This is a genomic window from Arcticibacter svalbardensis MN12-7 (assembly GCF_000403135.1).
Classification (GTDB): Bacteria; Bacteroidota; Bacteroidia; order Sphingobacteriales; family Sphingobacteriaceae; genus Arcticibacter; species Arcticibacter svalbardensis.
Genome location: NZ_AQPN01000141.1, coordinates 92,186 through 114,717, shown reverse-complemented (window position 1 = coordinate 114,717; position 22,532 = coordinate 92,186). Strand labels below are relative to the sequence as shown.

The 22,532-nt window shown below is 38.1% G+C and carries 15 protein-coding genes; 6 read left to right on the top strand and 9 right to left on the bottom strand.

Annotation, left to right across the window (positions count from 1 at the left end; all coding sequences use genetic code 11):
• Position 1: 1 nt before the first annotated feature.
• From ADIARSV_RS18660 to ADIARSV_RS18625, 8 genes are all read right to left on the bottom strand, one after another.
• Positions 2 to 1,132 (bottom strand): glycosyltransferase, encoded by a 1,131-nt coding sequence (locus tag ADIARSV_RS18660; protein ID WP_235048446.1) that lies wholly within the window; start codon positions 1,130 to 1,132, stop codon positions 2 to 4.
• Between the two features lie 72 nt (positions 1,133 to 1,204).
• On the bottom strand, positions 1,205 to 2,254 hold the full coding sequence (locus ADIARSV_RS18655) for a CgeB family protein (RefSeq protein ID WP_016197220.1): 1,050 nt from the start codon (positions 2,252 to 2,254) through the stop codon (positions 1,205 to 1,207).
• A 20-nt stretch (positions 2,255 to 2,274) separates the two neighbouring features.
• Complete coding sequence (locus ADIARSV_RS18650; protein ID WP_016197219.1) at positions 2,275 to 3,939, bottom strand: hypothetical protein; 1,665 nt, start codon at positions 3,937 to 3,939, stop codon at positions 2,275 to 2,277.
• Between the two features lie 49 nt (positions 3,940 to 3,988).
• On the bottom strand, positions 3,989 to 5,536 hold the full coding sequence (locus ADIARSV_RS18645; protein WP_016197218.1) for a lipopolysaccharide biosynthesis protein: 1,548 nt from the start codon (positions 5,534 to 5,536) through the stop codon (positions 3,989 to 3,991).
• 8 nt (positions 5,537 to 5,544) lie between these two features.
• On the bottom strand, positions 5,545 to 6,555 hold the full coding sequence (locus ADIARSV_RS18640; protein WP_016197217.1) for a glycosyltransferase family 2 protein: 1,011 nt from the start codon (positions 6,553 to 6,555) through the stop codon (positions 5,545 to 5,547).
• A 16-nt stretch (positions 6,556 to 6,571) separates the two neighbouring features.
• On the bottom strand, positions 6,572 to 8,929 hold the full coding sequence (locus tag ADIARSV_RS18635; protein WP_016197216.1) for a GumC family protein: 2,358 nt from the start codon (positions 8,927 to 8,929) through the stop codon (positions 6,572 to 6,574).
• A gap of 6 nt (positions 8,930 to 8,935) precedes the next feature.
• Positions 8,936 to 9,664, bottom strand: a complete 729-nt coding sequence (locus ADIARSV_RS18630) for a polysaccharide biosynthesis/export family protein (protein ID WP_016197215.1) — start codon at positions 9,662 to 9,664, stop codon at positions 8,936 to 8,938.
• A gap of 991 nt (positions 9,665 to 10,655) precedes the next feature.
• Positions 10,656 to 13,802, bottom strand: coding sequence for a DUF3427 domain-containing protein (locus ADIARSV_RS18625; RefSeq protein ID WP_016197214.1), 3,147 nt, complete (start codon positions 13,800 to 13,802; stop codon positions 10,656 to 10,658).
• A 315-nt stretch (positions 13,803 to 14,117) separates the two neighbouring features.
• On the opposite strand from ADIARSV_RS18625, the gene hflK reads away from it, so the two are divergent.
• The gene (hflK, locus tag ADIARSV_RS18620) at positions 14,118 to 15,122 is read left to right on the top strand and encodes an FtsH protease activity modulator HflK (RefSeq protein WP_052017056.1); all 1,005 of its coding nucleotides are present in this window, start codon (positions 14,118 to 14,120) and stop codon (positions 15,120 to 15,122) included.
• Entirely contained in the window at positions 15,112 to 16,050 is a 939-nt protein-coding gene (gene hflC, locus ADIARSV_RS18615) for a protease modulator HflC (protein WP_016197212.1), read from the top strand. The genes hflK and hflC overlap by 11 nt, the downstream gene beginning before the upstream one ends.
• On the opposite strand, the gene ADIARSV_RS18610 is transcribed toward hflC, so the two are convergent.
• On the bottom strand, positions 16,047 to 16,550 hold the full coding sequence (locus ADIARSV_RS18610) for a GNAT family N-acetyltransferase (RefSeq protein ID WP_040300654.1): 504 nt from the start codon (positions 16,548 to 16,550) through the stop codon (positions 16,047 to 16,049). The two genes, hflC and ADIARSV_RS18610, sit on opposite strands and share 4 nt — an antisense overlap.
• Before the next feature lie 245 nt (positions 16,551 to 16,795).
• Here ADIARSV_RS18610 and dinB point away from each other — a divergent pair, with 245 nt between their 5' ends.
• From dinB to ADIARSV_RS18590, 4 genes are all read left to right on the top strand, one after another.
• Positions 16,796 to 17,974, top strand: a complete 1,179-nt coding sequence (gene dinB, locus ADIARSV_RS18605; RefSeq protein ID WP_016197209.1) for a DNA polymerase IV — start codon at positions 16,796 to 16,798, stop codon at positions 17,972 to 17,974.
• Positions 17,965 to 20,889 (top strand): DNA polymerase III subunit alpha, encoded by a 2,925-nt coding sequence (locus tag ADIARSV_RS18600; protein ID WP_016197208.1) that lies wholly within the window; start codon positions 17,965 to 17,967, stop codon positions 20,887 to 20,889. Before dinB ends, ADIARSV_RS18600 begins: the two co-directional genes overlap by 10 nt.
• A gap of 75 nt (positions 20,890 to 20,964) precedes the next feature.
• Positions 20,965 to 21,264, top strand: a complete 300-nt coding sequence (locus ADIARSV_RS18595; RefSeq protein WP_016197207.1) for an ArsR/SmtB family transcription factor — start codon at positions 20,965 to 20,967, stop codon at positions 21,262 to 21,264.
• 16 nt (positions 21,265 to 21,280) lie between these two features.
• On the top strand, positions 21,281 to 22,387 hold the full coding sequence (locus tag ADIARSV_RS18590; RefSeq protein WP_016197206.1) for an NADH:flavin oxidoreductase: 1,107 nt from the start codon (positions 21,281 to 21,283) through the stop codon (positions 22,385 to 22,387).
• The last annotated feature ends 145 nt before the right edge of the window (positions 22,388 to 22,532 follow it).

Genomic DNA, 22,532 nt, shown 5'->3' with positions numbered 1-22,532 from the left:
ATTAAACACTGATAGTATGACCGTTAGCAATATTTTGATAAATAACCTCAATGCTGTTCATTGCAAGATCATGATCAAATCTTTTTGCATTATTGATAGCGGCCTTTACAGCAATTTGGCGCTCTTCATCTGATAGATCAATAACCTTGCTTACAACTTTTGCAGCTTCAACAGCCCATTCCTGAATTGCGGGCGAATGATCCGGACGAAGAGGAATAAGGAATCCTGCATCACCAGCCACTTCAGACATTGGAGCCTCATCGGTAGTAATTACCAAACAGCCGCTAGCCATTGCTTCAGCAATAGGCCATCCAAATCCTTCTGCAAGTGATGGAAATATAAATACAGTAGCACCAGCATATGCTAAACGGACATCCTCATCGCCTAACTTGCAGATGATATGGATATCATTTTTGAAAGGAGATTGCTCAAGTGTCTTTGCCAATTGAGGAGAAAGGCCTTCACCTACTAGTAACAGCGGCAATTTAGCCTTGCTTTTAGTTCGCCATGCATTGTATATTTCTATAACTCCCGAACGATTTTTGTACCACTGGTTATTCCCAACATGCAACAGGTACCCAGGCATTAAGTCCAGACTCACTTTCTTCCCCAGTATAACTCTTGCTTCAAATAAATCAAAAGGAGCAAATGTTTTAACTATACCGTTATAAACCACATCAGAAGATAATGGATATTCAGGAAGAAATTTAAGCAGTTCCTCTTGTGTTTTTTTTGAACCAGAGATAAAGTGTTTTCCTTTATTAAGACCTTTCCGGATTAAGTTTTGATATTGCCTTCCGGTCCAACTGATCTTAATTTCAGCTATTTTACCAGATGCTGAGGCTTGTGCCAAAAAATCGTGACAATGTACAACATGATGCCTGTTTGCCACTAAAGGAACCCAGGGTCCCTGCGCCTGATCTGTAAAAACAAAAAGTGTATCAGCAGAACATCCTTTTAACCATTTATTGACCTGTGCAGGAAATACAATATATTGATCGATATAACCCATCCATTTTTTCATACTTCCTTTTAATGGAAGATTAAAAAAACTAGACTTGGGAGCCCATACTTGAACTTGATGACCTCGCTCCTCCATTCCATCGGCCATCATCTTTGTAAATCGAGGCATACTCGAGAACTTTGGTCTAATTTGATCACCAAAAAAATCAGGATTTGAAAATACAACAATATTCATATGAGATCAGCTAGTAATTAACTCGGTTAACTTATTCATTTCATCCAGAATGCTTTGGCAGACGTCTTCATTGCCAATAGAGTTTGCTCTTATCCTCTTCATACCGGCCTGACGAATACTTTCACGCTTAACATCATTAGCCAAAAGTTCACTGCAAACTGCTGCACATTCTTTGGCATCAGCCCAAAAAACAGCTTCCACACCTTCTTTATACATCTCCAAATGCTCTGTCGTGCGTTCAGCACATAAAAGTCCTCCTGCATACGGAATTTCTAAGGATCTTTGCGTGTGTAAATCTCTATTTCCTTTAGAAAGAAGACCTAAACATATTTTCGCACCTTGTATCGCAGCTACATAGTTACGACCGCCTAATCCACCACCGCTATGTACAGATTTTAAAGTGTTCCAATAGGGTGACTTTTCCCAACGATCACCCCAAATACGTAACGGAATATTACGTTTCAAAAGTTCCATAAAAAACTCATCTCTTTTCTCATGGCGCATCCAGGTACCTATAAAAGCTACTTCAGACTTAAAGTCGTTAGGTATTTCAGCCGGATTCCGATAAGGGTGATGAGCTATTTCATCGTAACTCATAAAAACCCGCATAACACGCTTCGCGCCAGCCTTAAGACAACCCTCTTTTGTCTCATTTCTAACAACTACCACCAAATCGTATAGCGGCAGTGCCTTAATTAATGAATCAAATTTATGTCCATCTCTTTTACCTGTTGGATCGTCGTTATTGTACACTACTATAGGGACGTTAAAAGTCTTTAAAATCTTTATACTTTTGGGCCCGAGTAATTCCCCACTGCCTACCCATACTAAATCGGGCTTTTGTATAGTGTTTACAATATCTGTTGCCCATTTATTTATAGCGCTTTGCTTCAGATGATAACCAGTTCGAAAATGTACAAATTCGAATCTCCGACTACTAAAAATCTGATAGGGATCTCTTCGAATAATTACATTTCCCAGCCGTTCCAAGGCATTAGCGCGATGTGCAGATGTTGTATTCGGATTGCAATCTCCTATGTAGAGTATGTGAGCCATATTTATATTTTCTATAGATTTTAACTGGACAATAATGCAGGCACATATTTACACAACAAACGTGTAAAATGATAGATGACAAAATAAAGTAGGACCATTTGAAACCAGCCTCGTAAAAGAAAGGTTCCTAATCCAATAACACTTTCAGTTGGAAGAAATTGGAATATAGAAGTAAGCACTAATAAGCCACAAACACTGAAACAAAGTTTAGGATGCTGAAGACTTGACGAAGATTGCCCGTAATCATTTCTTACAAAAACCAGTTTATCAAAGAGCAGGTAGATAGGGATTATACCTATACCTAATATCAATAAATACCACAATCCAAAGGCAGCCATTCCTGTACCGGCAAAATGTCCTGACCTAAAGCCTCCATAAACAACTGTTCCGGCACCAGCCAAACTATATATATAATCACCAAATGAAAGTGAATAAATATTATCCTTATTTAGGGATGGGTGAAGCACCTTTAACACTGGAGATGGAAGAGCGCCCCATAAGTAGTCGATAGAAAATTTTCTCATTGCTGGATTATTGCTACCAATTTTATTGGCTTGAACCAAACTGGCATCATTAAACTTAATATTCGCGAAACGAGCAGTAAATATATTATCCAGGTATCTTTCATCCCAGTCACCCTGTGCTTCGTTATCATTTAACCTACGCAACGAAATAGCTTTCTTGTCGCTAAAGGCATCCAGAGTCATGTCAACTAGTTCTGCCTTGGAGAGGTCTGCCCGTTGTGATCTGACAATCACCATAGCAGTACCTAAATCTGCCAAGGGACCTGTAAGTAGCCATAATCCAAATCCTGCAAGAAGTATAATTTTATAAGAGATCACAGGTGTTTTAAATACTCCATTAAGCAAGCCAAGCAAATAAGATAATCCAACTGCAGTAAAGCCTACCATAAAGGCACCCCGAGTATTACGTGCCATGCCAATGATAAGAAGCATGATTGAGTAGACTACCAAGAAAGTGACTATGTTTTTTGTTAACGCTTTCTTACTTCCAAACAAAGAAGCAAATGGAATAAAGTAAGGTGCGTAAGCAAACGGCAGTAGAGCAAAGACTGCCTTATCAAATACATTACCAGACACTTCTGTAGCTGTAGTTGGCGAAAAAAGGTAAACGTAAATATTTGCGGCCAATCCTATAGCGGCCATGGTCCACAACTGCGATTCGCTTGGAGGCTGAAAAAAGCCTGCCCTGCTTAATAGCGAATTATTCCCTCTATAGGTGTTTACTGGTAATAAACGATAAACATAATGAGCAGTTACTAATACAACAAGCGCTGCTGTCGAATGAAAAAATACTTGCAAAGGGAGTTCTAAATTATACACAACAGGCTTCCCTTCTAAAAGAGTAAAAAGTAATGGAAAATAAAACTGTGTAGATGTGAAACCAATCACTAAAAAAGAAGATAAAGGATAGTTTTTCAATGCATCACGCTGTAAGAACACTTTAGAAGTAATTGTCCAGGCAGTTAATACACAAGCAATAGCAATAAAATTCGCATATGTAGAAAAAATAAGTGCTTGTAAAAAAGCAGCAACCAGAAGGACTACCCATGACCATTTTACAAGCTTTATGACGAATGTGTTCTTTTCGGCAACCTTTATTTCAGCCCTTCTCCTTTCTGTCCTTAATCTCCGAGCGACAACCCGATCAATCACATTATTCATAATTTTTACTATTATCAGGTAAATATTGTTTCCAAAGTGAGATTAAGCCTCAATTATTCGAAAAAAGAAATTTAACTCCTGGCAAATTAATTACTAAGCGCATGGCATGTTGAGTAGCCAGTACAGGCAAAGTATGCCAGTACTTCCAGAAGTTCCAAAACAAAGCCAGCATAGAAACGCATACAATAATCCATTTGTACTGAGGCAACCCAATCATACCACCCATGGAAATTGCCGTAATCCATACCGAAATGAGTGCTATGTTAAATGATCTTTGAGGCCATATCAGCTCATGTAGGGATAACCATTGTTTCGCAACAATACTGTATGCAACACAAGCTATAATCTCAGCCAGAAGTATGGCCATTCCAGCTCCGACGATTCCTAATAAAGGCACTAAAATGACTATACCCAGAATGACAACTGCGGCTGTTAACGAAGAAATAGTAATTTGTTGCTTAAGTAAATTATTACCCCTTACAACTGATATTGCAGGCTGCGCTATAGCATATACCAACACCCCAAGAGAGAGAAGAGCGAAAAGCCAGTGATTAAAAGGAATCTGACCACGTGTCCACGCTCTGTAAAGAGGTTCAAAAACAGCTTGTAGAACTATCAATGCAGGAGCCATAAGTGCAATAGCTACTACCCATACTGTACTAAAGGCAATATTACTACGCACTTGATCCCTTTGGTGCAAAAACCGCATTAGATCAGGCATTAATGGATTAGTGATCGTATGTAATCCCTGCATGGCGACGTTTGCACCAGTTCGCATAGTTGCAAAAGCGGCCAGACCAGTAGCTCCAACAAATGGAGTCAAAAACAATCTTGCACCCTGCTGACGAAAGTTTTCAAATAGATTGGTTACTGATATAACTGATGAACGAACAAAAATTTGCCATCCCAACGTTAAAGAAGGATACACAATCTTAACCCCTTCTTTCCGAAGTAAACGGAGCATATCTACGTATATCGGAGCATCGGATAATACTCTGACAACGGCTAAAATTATACCTGTAAATAATAATCCGGCTCCGTTCATTACGGCGACAGCTGGTGTAATATTCATCAGCACCGAAGCAAAAACACCCCACCAAGCCATTCTTGGATAGTATCCGAAAGTAGATAATACGCGAGTCAATAATCCTCCAATACTACCGCAAACAAGCCATGCTCCACCTTGTAATAGAAGAACAATTCCTGCCTCATGTATCGTATTCGTATTTCCTATCCCTATTAGACTTTCGCCCAAAAGATGAGGTAATACTCCCCAATAAATAACTCCCGTCACTATAATAATCTGTATGATGCCCAATAAAACACCAATGAGGATACTTGAACACAAATAATTACTTATTTTCGAAAGATTTTCCTTTCCAATCTTCAAAAACTCATACGCTAAATATTCCTGAAAGCCTAAATCTAATGAGTTAAGGATAGAAGCAAAAGATAAGATAGCAAGCCATAGGCCATACGTTTCAACCCTCCAATAAGTAAGATATATAGGTACAAGTGCTAGTTGGGTCAACAGATTTATACCTATTTGCACCCATGCAGCAGCAGTCCCAGATATTAATCTTGATGATACAGACATAAGAATTATTAATAATTGCTTTGAAGAAACCTGAGTCTTCTGCTCAATATATACATGCTATCAACGAGCTTTAAAAAAGCGATAACTATTTTATTTGGTTTTGCAATAGGCAGATCTGGCACTTCATTCCCGCTTTTATTAGCTGCATGCCAACAAGCCTCCCAATCAAAATCCCATATATTGTCTACATGAAATTTACTATACCCATACTCCTTAAAATACTTGAGTACTTCAAAATCCTGATATGAAAATTTAGGTTCCTTAAATACTTTCAAATTGATATTTCTATTTTCCCAGCCCGCTAACCATTCTTGTGGAGTATTTTCAATTCGATTGATATTAAAATTCAACTTAGTTGGGTTATAAGCATATCTCCTGATATAAAAACCACTAGTCTTTTTTACGTTTTCCAGCACCGAGTAATATCTCATTTTCGAATAACTCACCTTCATTCGGGAAAATATAAAATGCATAATTTTAATATCATCAATATATTTATCCTTACCAGCTGGGTTATCAGGTACACGTCTGGAATGTATCTTTGTAGGCTTATGACTAATGCCATCATCTACATAACCAATAGGATAATACAATTCGTGACTATTGCCTCTTATGCATTTTTTTTTATCATTTAGTAGATCTGACCTTTCAAAATACAACGAAGTCCCTGGGTCCAATTCCCTTATCGTAGCCCAGGTTTGTTGATAAAGCATACTATCGGCAGAAATCAATTCATCTGCATCTAAACCAAGTAGAATTCTCTTTTCCTGTGGAAATAACTTTCTTGCCGTTTCAATTAATAAAATCTGCCTCTCGTCTTCGCAAAAACCATCATTATTATTATTTATTAAATGAACTTTTGGAAATTTGGAACAAATAGACCTACTGTTATCTGTTGATTGTTGATCAGCAATAATGATACAATCAGCAAACAGACTCGTGACTTCAAGAAACTGCTCCAGAATCCAATCTTCATTTTTAACAGGAGTGAGGACAATAATTTTAGTATTTGCAACCATAAAATTAAAAAATCATTTAAAACCGTGTACCGAAATTCTTAAATAAACTAGAAACAATTGACGGTTTATCGCTATCAGCGAAATATCCATAATCAACACTATAGCCATATCGCTGGTCCATGTGTACCCCATTGAATACCAGATGCATATTTGGCAATTTCTTTGCCCGGTATACCTCCTGAATAAAATCTAATTCCGACTTGGAAGTATAATTGTGACGCACCATATACAAACAGATATCGCATAACGGTGCCAATATCAAGGCATCTGTTACCAGGCGCAATGGTGGACTGTCAATCAAAATATTATCAAACTCAAAACGAAGCTCATTAAGCAGGACTTCCATTTCAGTACTTTCCAATAATTCCGAAGGATTGAATGGAATAGGTCCCGACTTCATCACAAAAAGATTAGGATGAACCCCAGATGGTTGAATAACCTCTTCTTTTGTAGCCTCGCCATTCAGCAAATCACTTAAACCTGGCTGTTCATTATCCAGATTAAAGATTCCGGTAATTTTAGGTTTCCGCAGATCCAGTTCCAAAATAATTGTTTTCTTACCTGATGCGGCTAATGAAGCACCAATGTTGCTGGTAACAAAACTTTTGCCTTCACCTGCTATGCTCGAAGTAAATAAGGTTACTTTAGCCTTACCTTTCCTGTTGTTTACTTGTAGCAGGTTAGTCCTTAATGCTCTCATTTGTTCCCCAATTGCATAAGACGCACGGTTTAAAACTACAATAGGAGCCTTGCTTTCTGAATGGCTTAACTCACAGATCACAGGAACACCGGTTGCCATTTCTAACTCATTTTTGGTCAGTACCACATTCTTTATCGTGTTCCTCCCTGCTATCAGTCCTATTGGAAGCAACAATCCACCCAATAAAGCCAATGCTATCGGATACTTTTTATTCGATTTTGGTTCATCATAGTAAGGCTCTTCTACCGTACGGGCATCTGTTAGTGTGGAGGCATAGCTAAGCGCTACTTCTTCCCTTTTTTGTAATAAATACACATAAAGGTTTTCCTTAATCCCTTGTTGTCTTTTGATGCTGACGTACTGTCTTTCCTGTCCCGGTATATGTTTTATAGACGACTCAATACCCGAATTGAAAGATTGCAATTGTTTTCTGGTCGTTAAGTATGACGATTTAATCCCATCAACTTTACTCTTAATTGCCTCTTTTGTACTATGGATCTGGCTATTGATAGGCGCAAATATGGGATTCTCTTCAGGAGTGGTTGCCAACAATCTATTTCGTTGCAACTGAAGACGGGTTAATTGTTCAACCAGACTCACTAATCCTGGATCTGCAATTCCCAGCGTTGCCGGTGCCGTACTGGAGTTAGAAGAATTCACATACCTTTCAATGCCGTTGATTACATTTAGCTGAATATTAACCTCGTTTAATTTGCTCTCATTTGTTTGCACGTTATCTAAATAAAGCTGCGATTGCGATGAGATATCCGTTAACCCGATACTGCTCTTATAATTTTCAACGTCTTTCTCTACATCCGTTAACTCTCCGGTAAGAGAAGCAAGCCGGTTATCGATGAATTTTAAAGTACTTTGCGTTTCCTTATTTTTGTCTTTAATATTCGAAACCTGGTACGCACTTATCAATGCATTCAGTATGGCTAAACCACGCTCAGGCACCTCATCACTCATTTGTAATCCAACTATAGGAGCCGTTTTATCTAAAGTAACGGTAATAAGTTGCTGATAGGCGGTAACAACTTTTTCCGGCTTTTCTATATTAATTTGTACTTCTTTTCCTATATATTTCTCAATCTCAGCAGTAGGTTTCAATATCCATGTTCCCAATTCATTCTTTAATGGCGTATTAAATGCGTAACTCACACTACTGCCATCTTCATTTTTTAAAATAAAGTTGCTCGCGTCTTTAATTGTGATGTCAAAGGTTCTGGTCTTAATCTTTTTTACAGGTGTTAGTAATTCAAATTGAACCGGTGATTCCTCATATAAATCTCTGTAAGAGTAATTAATACGTGTTTTATAGTTCACCCAAAGATGCAATTGGTTCACCACTTGCTCCATTAGTGGACGCGACTTAATAATAGCAACCTCATTTTCTATAATTTTTGGCGACTTTAAGATATCAAGTTCCTGAAGAGCAGCTTTAGCTGTGGAAGATGATTTTTGGTCGTCTTTAATGGATAACTTAGCCTGAATACTATAGACAGGTATATCATTTTTTATGTAAAGAATAGCGGCTGATACGCAAATCAATATACTCAAAAAGAAAAGCGGCCAATGGTACAGGTATTTATTTAATGACTCTCTGACCACTTTATTCGGGTTTTCTACGTTATTGTCGCCAAAAGATGTGTAAGGAAGCTGTTTGTATTTCATAGATAATTAGTTTAAAATGCTGGTAACTACAATGGCAACTACTGAAAGTGCCGAGAGTAAAATGCTTACTGTCCTATAGCTATTGTCAACTGAAGCATACTTTGTTTTATCAGGCTGTACATAGATTACATCATTGTTTTTAAGATAATAAGAGGAGGACTTAAATGTACTTGCAGAAGTCAAATCGATGTTTTGATACTCCCTTTTGCCATTCACTTCCCTAATCAGTAGAACATCAGTACGTTTGGCCGTTATATTTAAGTCGCCAGCCAGACTTAATGCCTCTAAAAGCGTAATCCTGGTATTTGAAACCTTAAAAACGTCTGGATGCGCCACATCTCCTAATACAGAAACTTTAAAATTGATGATCCTGACATTGACACTTGGCATTTTTAAAAACGCTAACAATTTTGCCTGAATCTGCTTTTGAGCAACAGTAGCGGTTAATCCGGATACTTTTATTGCACCAATAAGCGGGAGTTGAATTTCACCATCCTGGTTGACGAGGTACTCCGCTTTATTAGTTGAATCCTGCCATGCTCCAGGATTTAAGCTGGTCACATTTATGCCCAAAATGTCCTCAGACTGAATAGTAAGCGGAGAAAAATTCTCCACGTTCTCCTGTAAAGTTCCCGATCGGTTCAAATTCTGGAAGTAGGGAATCTTTTTATATGAATTACAGGAGGAGAAGAGTACAATTAAAAGAAATGCCTGAAAAATGAAAAATTTACTCATAGGACTACGTTATGTATGTGATTGAATTAATTAATATTTCCATTATTACCTCATTTTTTTTACACATTTAATCCCTTCTAATTAAAATTTATTCGCTAACCCGGTGATAATCATAAACACTTGTATAAAGCTTCGCCACTTCGCTTACAGCAACTGTTTTTCAGTTTAGAGAATAAAAATTATCAGATACTATTAAATAAAGTGATTATGATATAAATACGTGTAATAATGTTTTTTAAAGGTAAAGACTAAAACCAACACTAATTACTCATTTTGACTTGTGGATATTGTAGCGTGTAATTGTGGGAAATTTGTTGTGGTGAATTGACTATTATTGAACCAAAATTTAGAGAAAACAGGATAAAACTGGAAAGTCATAAAGTCTATATGGACAAACAGAACCGTTAAAAAGCGGAACATTCCGCACTTCTAGTATATATCAGTACAAAAATGAACCTAAACCAAGTTCTTAATCGATAAAATATACAGATCAGACCCATGCATTTTTAAATCCAATTAAACTGCACAAACGTGATAATTTTTATACCACTTTCAATATGTAAATCAAAATTATCCGCTAAATTAAAATACTTGTAATTTTTATAAAAAAAGGCCTGTAGAATACTTTATTAAAAGAAATTGGCAAAAACTATATGCAAAATATCAGACCATCAACAAACTTTCAAACAGCTATTAATAAATCGTTGCTACAACGATTTATTAAGCGGGTGATATCGTGCGCTTTAATCCGGAATGGTTTAAGAAGCATCCTGGAGACGTTGATGTAGTTACATGAGGTGATGCACATTGTCGGCAATTGCATAAAGGATCTGCAGGAACCTAAATGCTATCTTTTACTTCATGTATCTGTAAATAGTCTATGAAAAGTCCATGTTGAGTCCATGTTTTTATGCATAAACACGGACTCAACATGGACTTTTTATAGATTCATTATAGGATGGAAGATAATCGGACAAGAAAAACAATAGGATCAACCTACGGCTAACTTACCACTCTCTTTCCAGATATAAGCTGGCATTGCCTCTTTTAACCTCCATTCTATATTCATTGGTCTTGCTCCTGTAGAATTTATAAAATCTGCTTTACCCAGGAAAACATAAGACATAGTAGCCGTATACTCATCTTTATTTTGTTCGCGAACGAATAGAAGAATGGTCTTCTTCTTTTTTAAATGTTCAATATAAGATTGCCCTTTGGGAGATTCCGGAGCCGTGGCATTTTGAGATTGCCAATGGAAAAGATATTCATTTATGGCATAATCATCATACAGTGTAGTGGGGGAATATTCCTTTTCTGATTTCTTAAGCGTGATAAATAATGATTCTACATTTAGTTCCTTATTCAGAGCTACCCCCTCACGGTTGGAAGATATTGTACTAAAAGTATGAAGACCTATGGCCGCTAGTATCTCATCTCTGTTATATCTACTATGTACTTTTAGCGGGAAAGGAAAATCTAACTGAATATCCTTCTCCATGAAATCAATTTTACCCAGGATATAATCAATCAATTCATTAAGCTCAGATAGCATAACTGGGTTTTTTAATAACTGAAACAAACTATCCGCTAAAGTTTTAAATTCAGTTTTTTTACCTCCATTCTGCCATACATCATAATGAAGCATTAACAACATTAAGCTTTGGCTCTTGGTAGCACAAGGGCACTTGAATTGAGCAAGAGCCAGCTCTTTAATATAGCTCAGATAGCTAAATGAATTACACTGTAGAAGTTTCTTAACCAGCCGGGTAAGTTCTATTTCATTTGGCTCTTTAAAATCTGGTATCACTCCTGCATCTGCACAAAGCCGTTTCCAACTTCCTTTTTTGTAAATAAGGTTTATATCAATGTGATTAAAGGTGATGAAATTTTGAAGTGTTAAAGGTAAGGTGGTGTTGAACTTAAAGTTCCTTATTTTTGCCAGTAGCTGATTTCTATTAAAACCAATGGCTCCTTTTATGTTGCGCAATATAATATCCTGTGCCTTTTTTTCTAATATAATGGAACAACCTAATGGTAAATGAGGAAACTCATTTTCTATTTCTGTTAAAATAGAGGAATGGGTTTTACCAATTAATGCACGATACTTGTTTTCGAAATCATATTCAGGACGAGCATTCCCCACAAAATCCAATACGGTGAGACATTCCTTGTTTGATGCCAGACGTAACCCTCTTCCTAATTGTTGTAAGAATATGGTTAAACTTTCTGTAGGCCGTAAAAACAAAACGGTATCAATTTCTGGTATATCGACTCCTTCATTAAAGATATCACGAACAAATAAGTAGTTAATATCCTTACTCCGTAAACGGCTTCTGACTTCTTCTCTGGTATTGGAATTTTCACTGACTAAGTAATCAGCTTTTAATCCGGCCAGTGTAAATTTCTCCGCCATGTATTTTGCGTGATCTTGACTCACACAAAATCCCAAAGCCCTAACCTCAGTTATATCCGTTAAATACTTTTCACAATTTGAGATGATCTCCCCTACTCTTCTATCATTTTCCGTATATACTTTAGTAAGTTCAGCTGGTTCATATCTTCCATTTTTCCATGACAATTTAGAAAGGTCAACAGAATCAGAAACAGCGAAATATTGAAATGGTGAGAGAAGTTTTCGGTTCAGTGCTTCAGGTAAGCGGATCTCGGCGGCAATCGTATTACAAAAATCTTTCAAAATATCCTCACCATCCATCCTTTCAGGTGTCGCAGTCAAACCTAAAAGGATAGTTGAATTAAATTTATCTAATATTGGTCGATAACTGGATGCTGCTATATGATGAACTTCATCGATAATTATAAAATCATAAAAATCTGGAGAAAGGAATAATTCATTTATTCGATTTCTTAACGTTTGGACGGACACAAAAACATGTTCATAATTAATAGGTTCTTCGCCATCTACCCATAGCTCCCCAAAGTTTGCATCCTTTAATATATGCCTGAAGGTTTCCTGTGCCTGTTCTAAAATTTCTTTTCTATGGGCTACGTACAAAAGTCTGGCTCTTGCATTTTTGTCTTTAAAGCGTTTATAGTCAAAGCCTGAAATGACAGTTTTTCCTGTTCCTGTTGCTGCTACTATTAAGTTTTTATATCGATGATGAATTAAACGTTCTGATTCCAGGTTACTTAATATCTCTTCCTGATAAGGATGGGGTATCAAATCAAAGTAAGTAGTGATTCCTTTTTGATCTTTCGATCGCTGGATTTTCAATGCCTTATTTAACTTCTCTCTATCCTCGCCTGGTTTGTAATATTCAAAGTCTTTATCCAGCCAGTAGGTTTCAAAAGTTTTTTTGAACTTGTCGATGATGTGGCCAATTTCCTTTGTGGTCACTTTTAGGTTCCACTCGAGGCCTGTAGTTAAGGCAGAACGTGAAAGATTAGATGAACCAATATAACCGGTATTGAAACCGGTGTTACGTAAAAACAGATATGCTTTAGCATGTAAACGCTCATGTTCGGAGTTATAAGAAATTTTAACTTCGGTATTTTTTAATCCAGCTAAAAATTCAACTGATTTAACATCTGTGGCCCCCATATAAGAGGTTGTAATAATTTTCAATTTGCGACCGCTATTCGTAAATTCCTCCAATTCGGCCTTAAAAATTCGAATTCCTGAGAATTTAATAAAAGAGACCAGCCAATAAATTTCATCAGATGAAAGAATTTCTTTACGGATCTCACTTTCTAACGAAAGGCCTACATTGTTACCGGTAAATAATTCACTCTGACTAAAGCGTGTATAAGGACTAATCTGTTTTAGTCTTTCATTAAAATCGGGATATGGCGAATCAAGCTTAGAAAAAACAGCTTGTAAAATTTTTCCATCATTATCCAAAAGATTGCTAGAAAGAATAACGGCAGGAAGCTCTTGAATAAGAAGCTGAATGATTTTATTGGAAAGAACCACCTGTTGTAGCAGCTTGTCTTTTTCGGGAAGTCCATTTAAAGCAAATTTGATGGTCTCTGCTAAATACTGGCTTAGGTAACGGGCAGCTTCTGCTTTATCTAATATTGTCTTTTTTATAAAGAACTGATCTTCTTCAATTTCTTTCAGCTTATTATTTATAAGCTGGTTTATTAGTTGCTCGTATAATCCGAGCTCAAATTGAGCCATAATGGGTATAGATGATGATAACACCGATAGTACTCCGGTAAAACAAACTTATTAATTCATTTTATTTAATTCAGAAGGAATAAGGTTGATTTCCAAAAAGAATACTATCGATTAACTGTCTTGCATTGCTAAATGCTACCCGCTTATTTTGCTTTCAAGTTTAAATTTATTACTTTAAGCAGTGGACACTACTAGTTTACTTTTATAAATACGCCTAATTTATATTTGATTCACTATTACCGAATCAATACAAAGCACTACACATCAATGGTTTATTAATTCATACAAGTAAAATAACCAAATTCAAAAAGCATTATGGACAATAATTATAATCAACAAATAAACGTCGAAACGATTCAAAACTATCTCTTGCCCAACTTGCGAAAAATAGTGGTTGTAATTGTTACAATCATTCTATTATGGAGCAGCATTTTCCAGGTTGGCACCGAGGAAGTAGGTGTAATTACCAGATTTGGGAGATACAACCGTACGTTGGAACCCGGTTTAAATATAAAGATGCCTTTTGGTGAGCAGGTTTTTAAAGTGCCTGTGGAACGTCAGCAAAAACTGGAATTCGGCTTTCGAAGTATGAATAATGGCGACGGCAAAACGGAATATACGAAAGATGCAGTAAGTGATGAATCATTGATGCTTACCGGCGATCTGAATCTTGCTGATGTGGAATGGGTGGTTCAGTTCCGAATCAATGACGCTTATAAATATCTTTTTAAGGTTCGTGATCCTGAAAGTACGTTAAGAAATATTTCTGAAGCGGCAACGCGGCAGATTGTTGGCGACCGAACAGTAAACGAGGTTTTGACCATTGGACGATCAGAAATCACAGTAAAAATCCAGGAGCTTATTCAGGACATATGCAATGAGTACAGTATGGGGATTAAAATCGAACAGGTTGTATTGCAGGATGTAAATCCACCTGATCCTGTAAAAGCCGCTTTTAATGCCGTTAATGAGGCTCAGCAGGAAAAGGAAACGCTGATTAATCAGGCGAAATCGGAATATAATAAAGTGATTCCCAAAGCTAGTGGTGAAGCTGAAGCTACCATTCAGAAAGCAGAGGGGTATTCGATTGAACGTGTGAATAACGCACAGGGGGAAGCGGCTAGATTTAATGATTTATATAGCCAATATGTGAAAGCTCCTGAAGTGACTAAAAAACGACTGTATTTAGAAAATCTATCTCAAATACTTTCTAAGGCTGGAAATGTATTGGTAACAGATCAGAGTGGGGCAAACGTGCTGCCTTTGCTACAAATGCAATTTAATAAAGAAACCCTTAAAGCAGAGAAAAATGAAAAGTAATCGGATAATTATAGGTGTTATAGGTTTTTTAGTACTACTGGGGCTATTGTTAAGTGTATATACCGTTAAGGAATATGAACAGGTGGTGATTACACAGTTTGGGCGACCAATTGGTAAAGCAATTACTGCTCCTGGAATTTATATGAAGATACCCTTTATTCAAACCGCCAACGTTTTTGAAAAAAGATATATGGAATGGAATGGGGATCCTAATCAGGTGCCTACAAAGGATAAAAAGTTCATTTTTGTGGATACCTATTCGCGCTGGCAGATTACGGATCCATTGCAGTTTTTTAAAAGGCTGACGAATGAGCGCGGGGCGCAATCCAGATTAGATGATATTTTAGATGGGGAAACCCGTAATGTTGTGGCCAAGAATAATATTGAAGAAATTGTGCGTACAAGTAATAGAAAACCGGAACAGGATTCTATCAGCGAAGTTTTAGGAGATTCTTTAACCAAGGTTTATGTTGGTCGTGATAAGATGCAAAATATGATTCTTGCTTCTGCAAATAAACAGGCTAAAGAACTGGGGATAACGATTTTAGATTTTAGATTTAAAAGAATTAATTACGTAAAAGAGGTTCAGACCCAGGTTTATGAACGGATGAAAAGTGAACGGTATCGGATTGCTGATAAGTTTCGATCTGAAGGTCAGGGGGAAGCTTCCCGTATTAATGGGGAAAAAGACAGAGAATTGAAAAATATTCAGTCCACTGCTTTTAAAACTGCGGAAGAGATTAAAGGTAAAGCGGATGCTAGTGCGGCTTCCATTTACGCTGCGGCCTATAATCAATCTGCACAATCTAAAAATTTATATAGTTTTTTAAAATCTATGGAGACACTGGAAAAAACCTTTACAGAGAAAACATCAGTCGTGCTTTCTACGAATAGTGAGATTTATAAGTATTTAAAAAAATCGGATTAAGCGATACGCTTTCCTAGAATTTTAAGTCCCCTCTCCTGCCCGTCAAGGTCTGCTACATTGGGTAATGTTGCCCAGTCTTCGAATCCAAAGTTCCTGAATAACTTTAAACTAGGCTCGTTATGTGCGAAAATATAGCCGAGAAGGGTTTTTATGCCAAACTGAGGGGTGGTATCGATACAGTATTTTAAAATATCTTTGCCCAAACCTTTACCTCTATGTATGGCATCGAGATATATACTGATCTCCACAGTAGCTTGATAGGCGGGACGGCCGTAAAAGGATTGAAAGCTCACCCAACCTATGTTATTGTGTTCGGAATCTTCTATTATCCAAAGGGGTCTTTTATTGGGAGTATGTTCTTCGAACCACTTTTGTTTACTTTCAAGGGAGACGGGTTCGGTATCTGCAGTGACCATTCGGGACGATACGGTTGAATTGTAGATCTCAACTACTTTTTTCAGGTCTTCCTGAACTGCATCTCTATACTTTAAAACTGACATAAAAGGATTATCGTTTGGAAAAAGCATTTGCTTTCTACTGCAAAAGTAGTAATTGTAGCCGTTTTAAAAGGTGTACAACTGATTTACTTTTGGATAGAGATTTTAATGTTTTATGTATTGATGCGGAATGAAGAGCAGATTTTCCTTTTTTGAAACCTACTGGAGCTGAATTAAGAATTGTGGAAAAATTAAAGATTGGATTGCTAATATATTTAGTATTTTAGCAATCCCGTAATCAGAACAATATGGCCATAATCTCTAATCATCGGAACATAGCGCATTTTGATCTTGATACTTTTTTTGTCAGTGTGGAACGGCTAAAGAACAGCAGCCTGGTTAACAAGCCTGTTATTGTAGGTGGATTGAGTGATAGAGGGGTTGTTGCGGCATGCAGTTATGAAACGCGGGCTTTTGGTGTGCACAGCGCCATGCCTATGAAACTGGCCCTTCGTTTATGTCCGGATGCACACGTAGTTCGGGGAGATCATGATAATTACAGCCACTATTCCCGGATGGTAACGGATATTATCAGACAAGAGGTTCCTGTTTTAGAAAAAGCGAGTATTGATGAGTTCTATCTCGATTTAACAGGGATGGATAAGTTTTTCGGGTGCAGCAAATTTACCGGGGAACTGAAGCATAAAATCATGAAGGAGACCGGCCTCCCTATTTCATACGCCCTTGCTTCTAATAAACTAATTTCTAAAGTGGCCACCAATGAAGCGAAACCTAATGGGCAGATCGAGATTGATTATGGGCAGGAGAAACCTTATCTGGCACCACTGAAGATTGAGAAGATGCCTGGAATTGGTGATAAAACATCCAAGCTACTTCGACAGATGGGGATCGATACGATCCGGACGCTTAGTGAAATTCCACTTCGGTTGATGGAAAGCCGATTTGGGAAAAATGGGATTGATCTGTCCCGAAAAGCAAATGGCATTGATTTTTCGCCTGTGGTGCCTTTCTCGGAACAAAAGAGTATTGGGAAAGAGGATACTTTTGAGAATGATACGATCGACATGCAGTTCCTTCATAGTGAACTGGTTCGGATGACGGAAAACATTGCTTTTCAGCTTCGGCAACAGCATAAGCTATGTGGATGTGTTACGGTTAAGCTGCGCTATTCTAATTTTGACACCTATACCCGGCAGGCGAGTATCTCTTATACGGCTTCGGATGATGTGATCCTGCAGACGGCAAAGGAATTGTTCAAGCGGTTGTATGATAAACGGATGCTGGTGAGGCTGATTGGCGTGCGACTAAGTGACCTGGTTTATGGGCAGCATCAGATTGACTTATTTACGGAGACAGAAGAAAGTGTGCGGCTTTACCAGGCATTGGATCATATCCGTACACGGTTCGGGGAGGAAGCTATATTCAGGGGGACTGCAAAGCATTTAAGAAATCCAAAATGTACTTAAACTGCAAGACTTATTTTAGTTACCACTACGGTACATATAGTACGGAAGAACTGGTTAAGCAGGCCTTGAGTCAGCAGGTCCGCGCTTTGGCCTTAACTAATATTAACGGTACTCCTGACGTTTGGGAGTTTGTAAAGCTTTGCCGGGAAGGCAATATTAAGCCTCTTGTGGGTTGCGAAATAAGGAATGACCACCGCTTTAGTTATATCCTGCTTGCTAAAAATGAAGTTGGATTAACGGTTATTAATCGGTTTCTATCGCTTCATAAAAGGGATAAAACATTGTTTCCTGATCGTCCATCGTTAAGTGATGACGTTTATATCATTTATGAGCTAAATAAATTTGATCCTGCTGCACTAAGAGCCAACGAATTAATTGGTGTTAAACCTGCTGAGATCAATAAGCTTTACCGGGTACCGGTGGCGTTATATCCGGACAAGTTTGTGGTGCGGCAGCCTGTTACATTTCAAAATACGCGTTACTTTAGCTTACACCGTCTCTTGCGGGCGATAGATCTGAATACCTTATATACGAAACTGAACCCGGAAGATTTAGCCGGAAAAGATGAAACGTTTAAATTGGAATCGGAGATCATTTCCACCTTTGAAGAACACCCTACTATTCTTGCGAGAACCAATTTACTCATTGAAGAATGTGGAATTGAGACAACACTTAAGACGGATAAGAATAAAAAATGTTATACTGGTTCTCTGCAGGATGATCGTGACCTTTTAAAAAAGCTTGCCTTAGAAGGAATTACAAAGCGGTATAAAAACACGACTCAGGAAATTGAAGATCGCATTAATAAAGAGCTGAAGGTAATTGACAAGTTAAACTTTAATGCCTATTACCTCATGGTGTGGGATGTGATCAAGTTTGCTCAGGCGTCAAATTTCTTTTATGTTGGTCGTGGTAGTGGAGCTAATTCCATTGTAGCCTACCTGCTGGAAATTACAAATGTTGATCCCATTAAGCTTGATCTTTATTTTGAGCGTTTCCTGAATGAATTTAGGACGTCGCCTCCCGACTTTGACATTGACTTTAGCCATAAGGATCGGGATGCTGTGATTAGCTATATTTTTGATCGTTATGGAGAAGATCATATCGCTTTACTAGGCATGTACAGCACGTTTAAGCGGCGTGCAATCATCCGTGAATTAGGTAAAGTAATGGGTTTACCTAAGGCGGAAATAGACAGACTGGTGAGAAACCAGCAGGTTCGATTGCCTGAAGACAGTTGGCAACGCAAGATTGAGCAGTTTGGGAGTTTGTTGCTGAAGTTCCCTAATCATCATAGCATTCATGCCGGTGGGATGCTGATCTCCGAAAAGCCTATCTATACTTACTCTGCTCAGGAAATGCCCCCTAAGGGCTTTGCTACTTCGCAAATGGATATGATCCTGGTGGAAACAATCGGCTTGTTTAAGCTGGATATTTTAAGCCAGCGTGGACTGGGACATATAAAAGACACGATAAGCCTGGTTAAGAAAAACAAGGGTATTACCATCGATATTAATCGTGTGGATGATTTTATGCAGGATGAAAAAGTGGCTGCACAGATTAGAAAAGCGGATACGATTGGTTGCTTTTATATTGAAAGTCCCGCCATGCGTCAATTGTTATTGAAGTTAAAATGTGATGATTACCTGACACTGGTTGCTGCGAGTTCTATCATTCGCCCGGGGGTGTCGCAATCTGGTATGATGAAGACTTATATTCACAATTACCATCACCCCGATCAGGTAAAATATCTGCATCCTAAAATGGAGGATTTGCTTCAGGAGACTTATGGGGTAATGGTATATCAGGAGGATGTAATTAAAGTTGCCCATCACTTTGGGGGTCTGGATATGGCTGAATCGGATATTTTGCGTAGAGCTATGTCTGGTAAGTATCGCGGCACAAAAGAGATGGATCGGCTGCAACAAAAGTTTTTTGTTAATTGTGAGGAACGGGGTTATCCTGCACAGATTAGTCTGGAGGTATGGCGCCAGATTGCAAGTTTTGCGGGTTACTCTTTTAGTAAAGCACATTCTGCCAGTTTTGCGATAGAAAGTTATCAGAGCCTCTACCTGAAGACGTATTATCCGATGGAATTTATGGTTGGTGTAATCAATAACTTCGGTGGTTTTTATAGGACTGAGTTTTATTTCCATGAGCTTAAACGTGCGGGTGCCAAAGTGCACGCCCCTTGTGTGAATAACAGTGAGTTGTTTACTTCTATTATTGGCGATGAGGTGTATGTGGGTTTAATTCATATTGAAAAATTAAATGATAGTCTGAAAGAGAGAATCCTTTTTGAAAGAAATCACCATGGTCTGTTCCTGAGCTTAAAAGACTTTATTGAAAGGGTGCAGCCTGGATTGGAGCTACTTAATATTTTAATCCGGATTAATGCCCTGCGCTTTACCGGTATAAATAAAAAAGACCTGTTATGGCGGGCCAATTTCATGCAGAAAAGGGCTAAGGATCAAACTGTAGTAGCAGTCTTATTTCAGGAGGAAGAAGTGGAATTTCAACTTCCGGAACTGTATAGTAATCCTTTGGAAGAGGCCATTGATGAAATTGAGATCCTGGGGTTTTCTTTAGGGGATTTATTTAGTCTGGCAGATACCAATCATGCAGGGATTACTTTGGCTACTGAGCTCCCGGCTCATGTAGGAAAAGAGGTGACGGTAACGGGACGGCTGGTTACGACTAAAGATTCCTGGACGAAAAGAAATGAACATATGATGTTCGGGACTTTTCTTGATGCGCAAGGTAATTGGCTGGATACGGTTCATTGGCCCAACTCTTTAGTAAAGTTTCCATTTTTAGGTAACGGATTCTACAAGATGACTGGTAAGGTTATGGAAGATTTTGGCGTATATGCTGTTGAGGTACGCGCAATGGTCAAAATTGGCTACAAAGTGTAGTTTCGAAATATCATTAGTGGGTCATCTCTTGAACACGTATAGGGATATCGGGAAAATCCGATATATCTTTGTATCATGAATCAGGTAGAGATATTTAAAGCACTTTCAAATAAAACCAGATTACAGATTTTGAATTGGCTTAAAGAGCCGGAAGTTAACTTTCCGGAACAGCTGGATAATGGATTTGAAGAAGGAGTTTGTGTGGGTCAGATTCAAAAAAAGGCAGGACTCACCCAATCTACTGTATCCGAATATTTATCCACTCTTCAGCGTGCTGGTTTGGTTAAATCTACCCGTGTGGGTCAGTGGACCTATTACAAAAGGAACGAGGAAGCGTTTTCTACTTTAAGCCAGATCATACAATCAGAACTATAATTAAATTAATTTCGATATGAATAATGACAGTTTGTTCAGACCTTTTCAGCTGAAATCATTAAATATTAAAAACAGAATTGTGATGGCGCCTATGACGCGTTCATTTTCACCAGATGGTGTTCCCACTGCAAAGGTTGCGGCTTATTACCGTAAAAGAGCAGAAGGTGAAGTTGGGCTAATCCTTTCAGAAGGAACAGTTATTGACCGTATTTCTTCTTCTAATGATGCCAATATCCCCCATTTTCATGGCGAGCAGGCATTAGCAGGATGGAAGAATGTGATTGATGGCGTACATCAGGTAGGTGGAGAAATGGGTCCCCAGATATGGCATATGGGTATTATGGATAATCATCATTCAGGATGGTTGCCTTCTGAACCATTTGAAGGTCCTTCTGGTTTAAACAGACCCGGTTTTAGTAATGGCAGAACGATGACTGAAAGCGATATTGCGGATACCATCGTTGCTTTTGGTAAGGCTGCTGCCGATGCAAAAAGACTAGGGTTTGATTGTCTGGAACTTCATGGAGCACATGATTACCTGATCGATCAGTTCTTTTGGTCAGAAACTAATAAACGTACAGACATTTGGGGTGGTAAAACATTGCCGGAAAGAAGCAAGTTCGCGATTGAGGTAATTAAGGAAGTGAGAAAACAGGTGGGTGAGGATTTTGCGATAATTATTCGTTTATCTCAATGGAAACCTGCAGATTATACGTACAAGTTAGCCAAAACACCCCAGGAAATGGAAGCGTGGCTTAATCCGTTGGCAGATGCTGGAGTGGACATCTTTCATTGTTCACAACGTCGTTTCTGGGAGCCTGAGTTTGATGGTTCAGACTTAAACTTCGCTGGATGGGCTAAAAAATTAACCGGAAAAGCAACTATTACAGTTGGTTCGGTAGGGTTAACGGGAGAATTTTTGGCTGCTTTTGCAGGAGAGAGCTCTCAACCTAGTTCATTAGATGAACTGATCCGTCGTATGGATAGAGGCGACTTTGACCTTGTTGCGGTAGGCAGACCTTTATTATCTGATCCAAATTGGGTTAGAAAAATAAGAGAGAAGGATACTAAAGATTTGAAGGGATTTACTAAAGAAGCACTTGCTGAACTGGTTTTAGAGTAATTTTGATAAATCTTATTATTTTGGAAAGAGGATTATTAAAATCTTTTTAGCCTGTAAAGCTGCCAGTCAATCTTTGAAAGGCTTATTCTTCTTTGAAAGACTTATTCTTCAATATTTTTCATATTTAAAAAGGGCAATTTCCTTA

Excerpts from the sequence above, each read along its gene's own strand:
- ADIARSV_RS18660 (WP_235048446.1), bottom strand. The coding sequence starts at position 1,132 with ATGCCTCGATTTACAAAGATGATGGCCGATGGAATGGAGGAGCGAGGT.
- ADIARSV_RS18655 (WP_016197220.1), bottom strand. The coding sequence starts at position 2,254 with ATGGCTCACATACTCTACATAGGAGATTGCAATCCGAATACAACATCT.
- ADIARSV_RS18650 (WP_016197219.1), bottom strand. The coding sequence starts at position 3,939 with ATGAATAATGTGATTGATCGGGTTGTCGCTCGGAGATTAAGGACAGAA.
- ADIARSV_RS18645 (WP_016197218.1), bottom strand. The coding sequence starts at position 5,536 with ATGTCTGTATCATCAAGATTAATATCTGGGACTGCTGCTGCATGGGTG.
- ADIARSV_RS18640 (WP_016197217.1), bottom strand. The coding sequence starts at position 6,555 with ATGGTTGCAAATACTAAAATTATTGTCCTCACTCCTGTTAAAAATGAA.
- ADIARSV_RS18635 (WP_016197216.1), bottom strand. The coding sequence starts at position 8,929 with ATGAAATACAAACAGCTTCCTTACACATCTTTTGGCGACAATAACGTA.
- ADIARSV_RS18630 (WP_016197215.1), bottom strand. The coding sequence starts at position 9,664 with ATGAGTAAATTTTTCATTTTTCAGGCATTTCTTTTAATTGTACTCTTC.
- ADIARSV_RS18625 (WP_016197214.1), bottom strand. The coding sequence starts at position 13,802 with ATGGCTCAATTTGAGCTCGGATTATACGAGCAACTAATAAACCAGCTT.
- hflK (WP_052017056.1), top strand. The coding sequence starts at position 14,118 with ATGGACAATAATTATAATCAACAAATAAACGTCGAAACGATTCAAAAC.
- hflC (WP_016197212.1), top strand. The coding sequence starts at position 15,112 with ATGAAAAGTAATCGGATAATTATAGGTGTTATAGGTTTTTTAGTACTA.
- ADIARSV_RS18610 (WP_040300654.1), bottom strand. The coding sequence starts at position 16,550 with ATGTCAGTTTTAAAGTATAGAGATGCAGTTCAGGAAGACCTGAAAAAA.
- dinB (WP_016197209.1), top strand. The coding sequence starts at position 16,796 with ATGGCCATAATCTCTAATCATCGGAACATAGCGCATTTTGATCTTGAT.
- ADIARSV_RS18600 (WP_016197208.1), top strand. The coding sequence starts at position 17,965 with ATGTACTTAAACTGCAAGACTTATTTTAGTTACCACTACGGTACATAT.
- ADIARSV_RS18595 (WP_016197207.1), top strand. The coding sequence starts at position 20,965 with ATGAATCAGGTAGAGATATTTAAAGCACTTTCAAATAAAACCAGATTA.
- ADIARSV_RS18590 (WP_016197206.1), top strand. The coding sequence starts at position 21,281 with ATGAATAATGACAGTTTGTTCAGACCTTTTCAGCTGAAATCATTAAAT.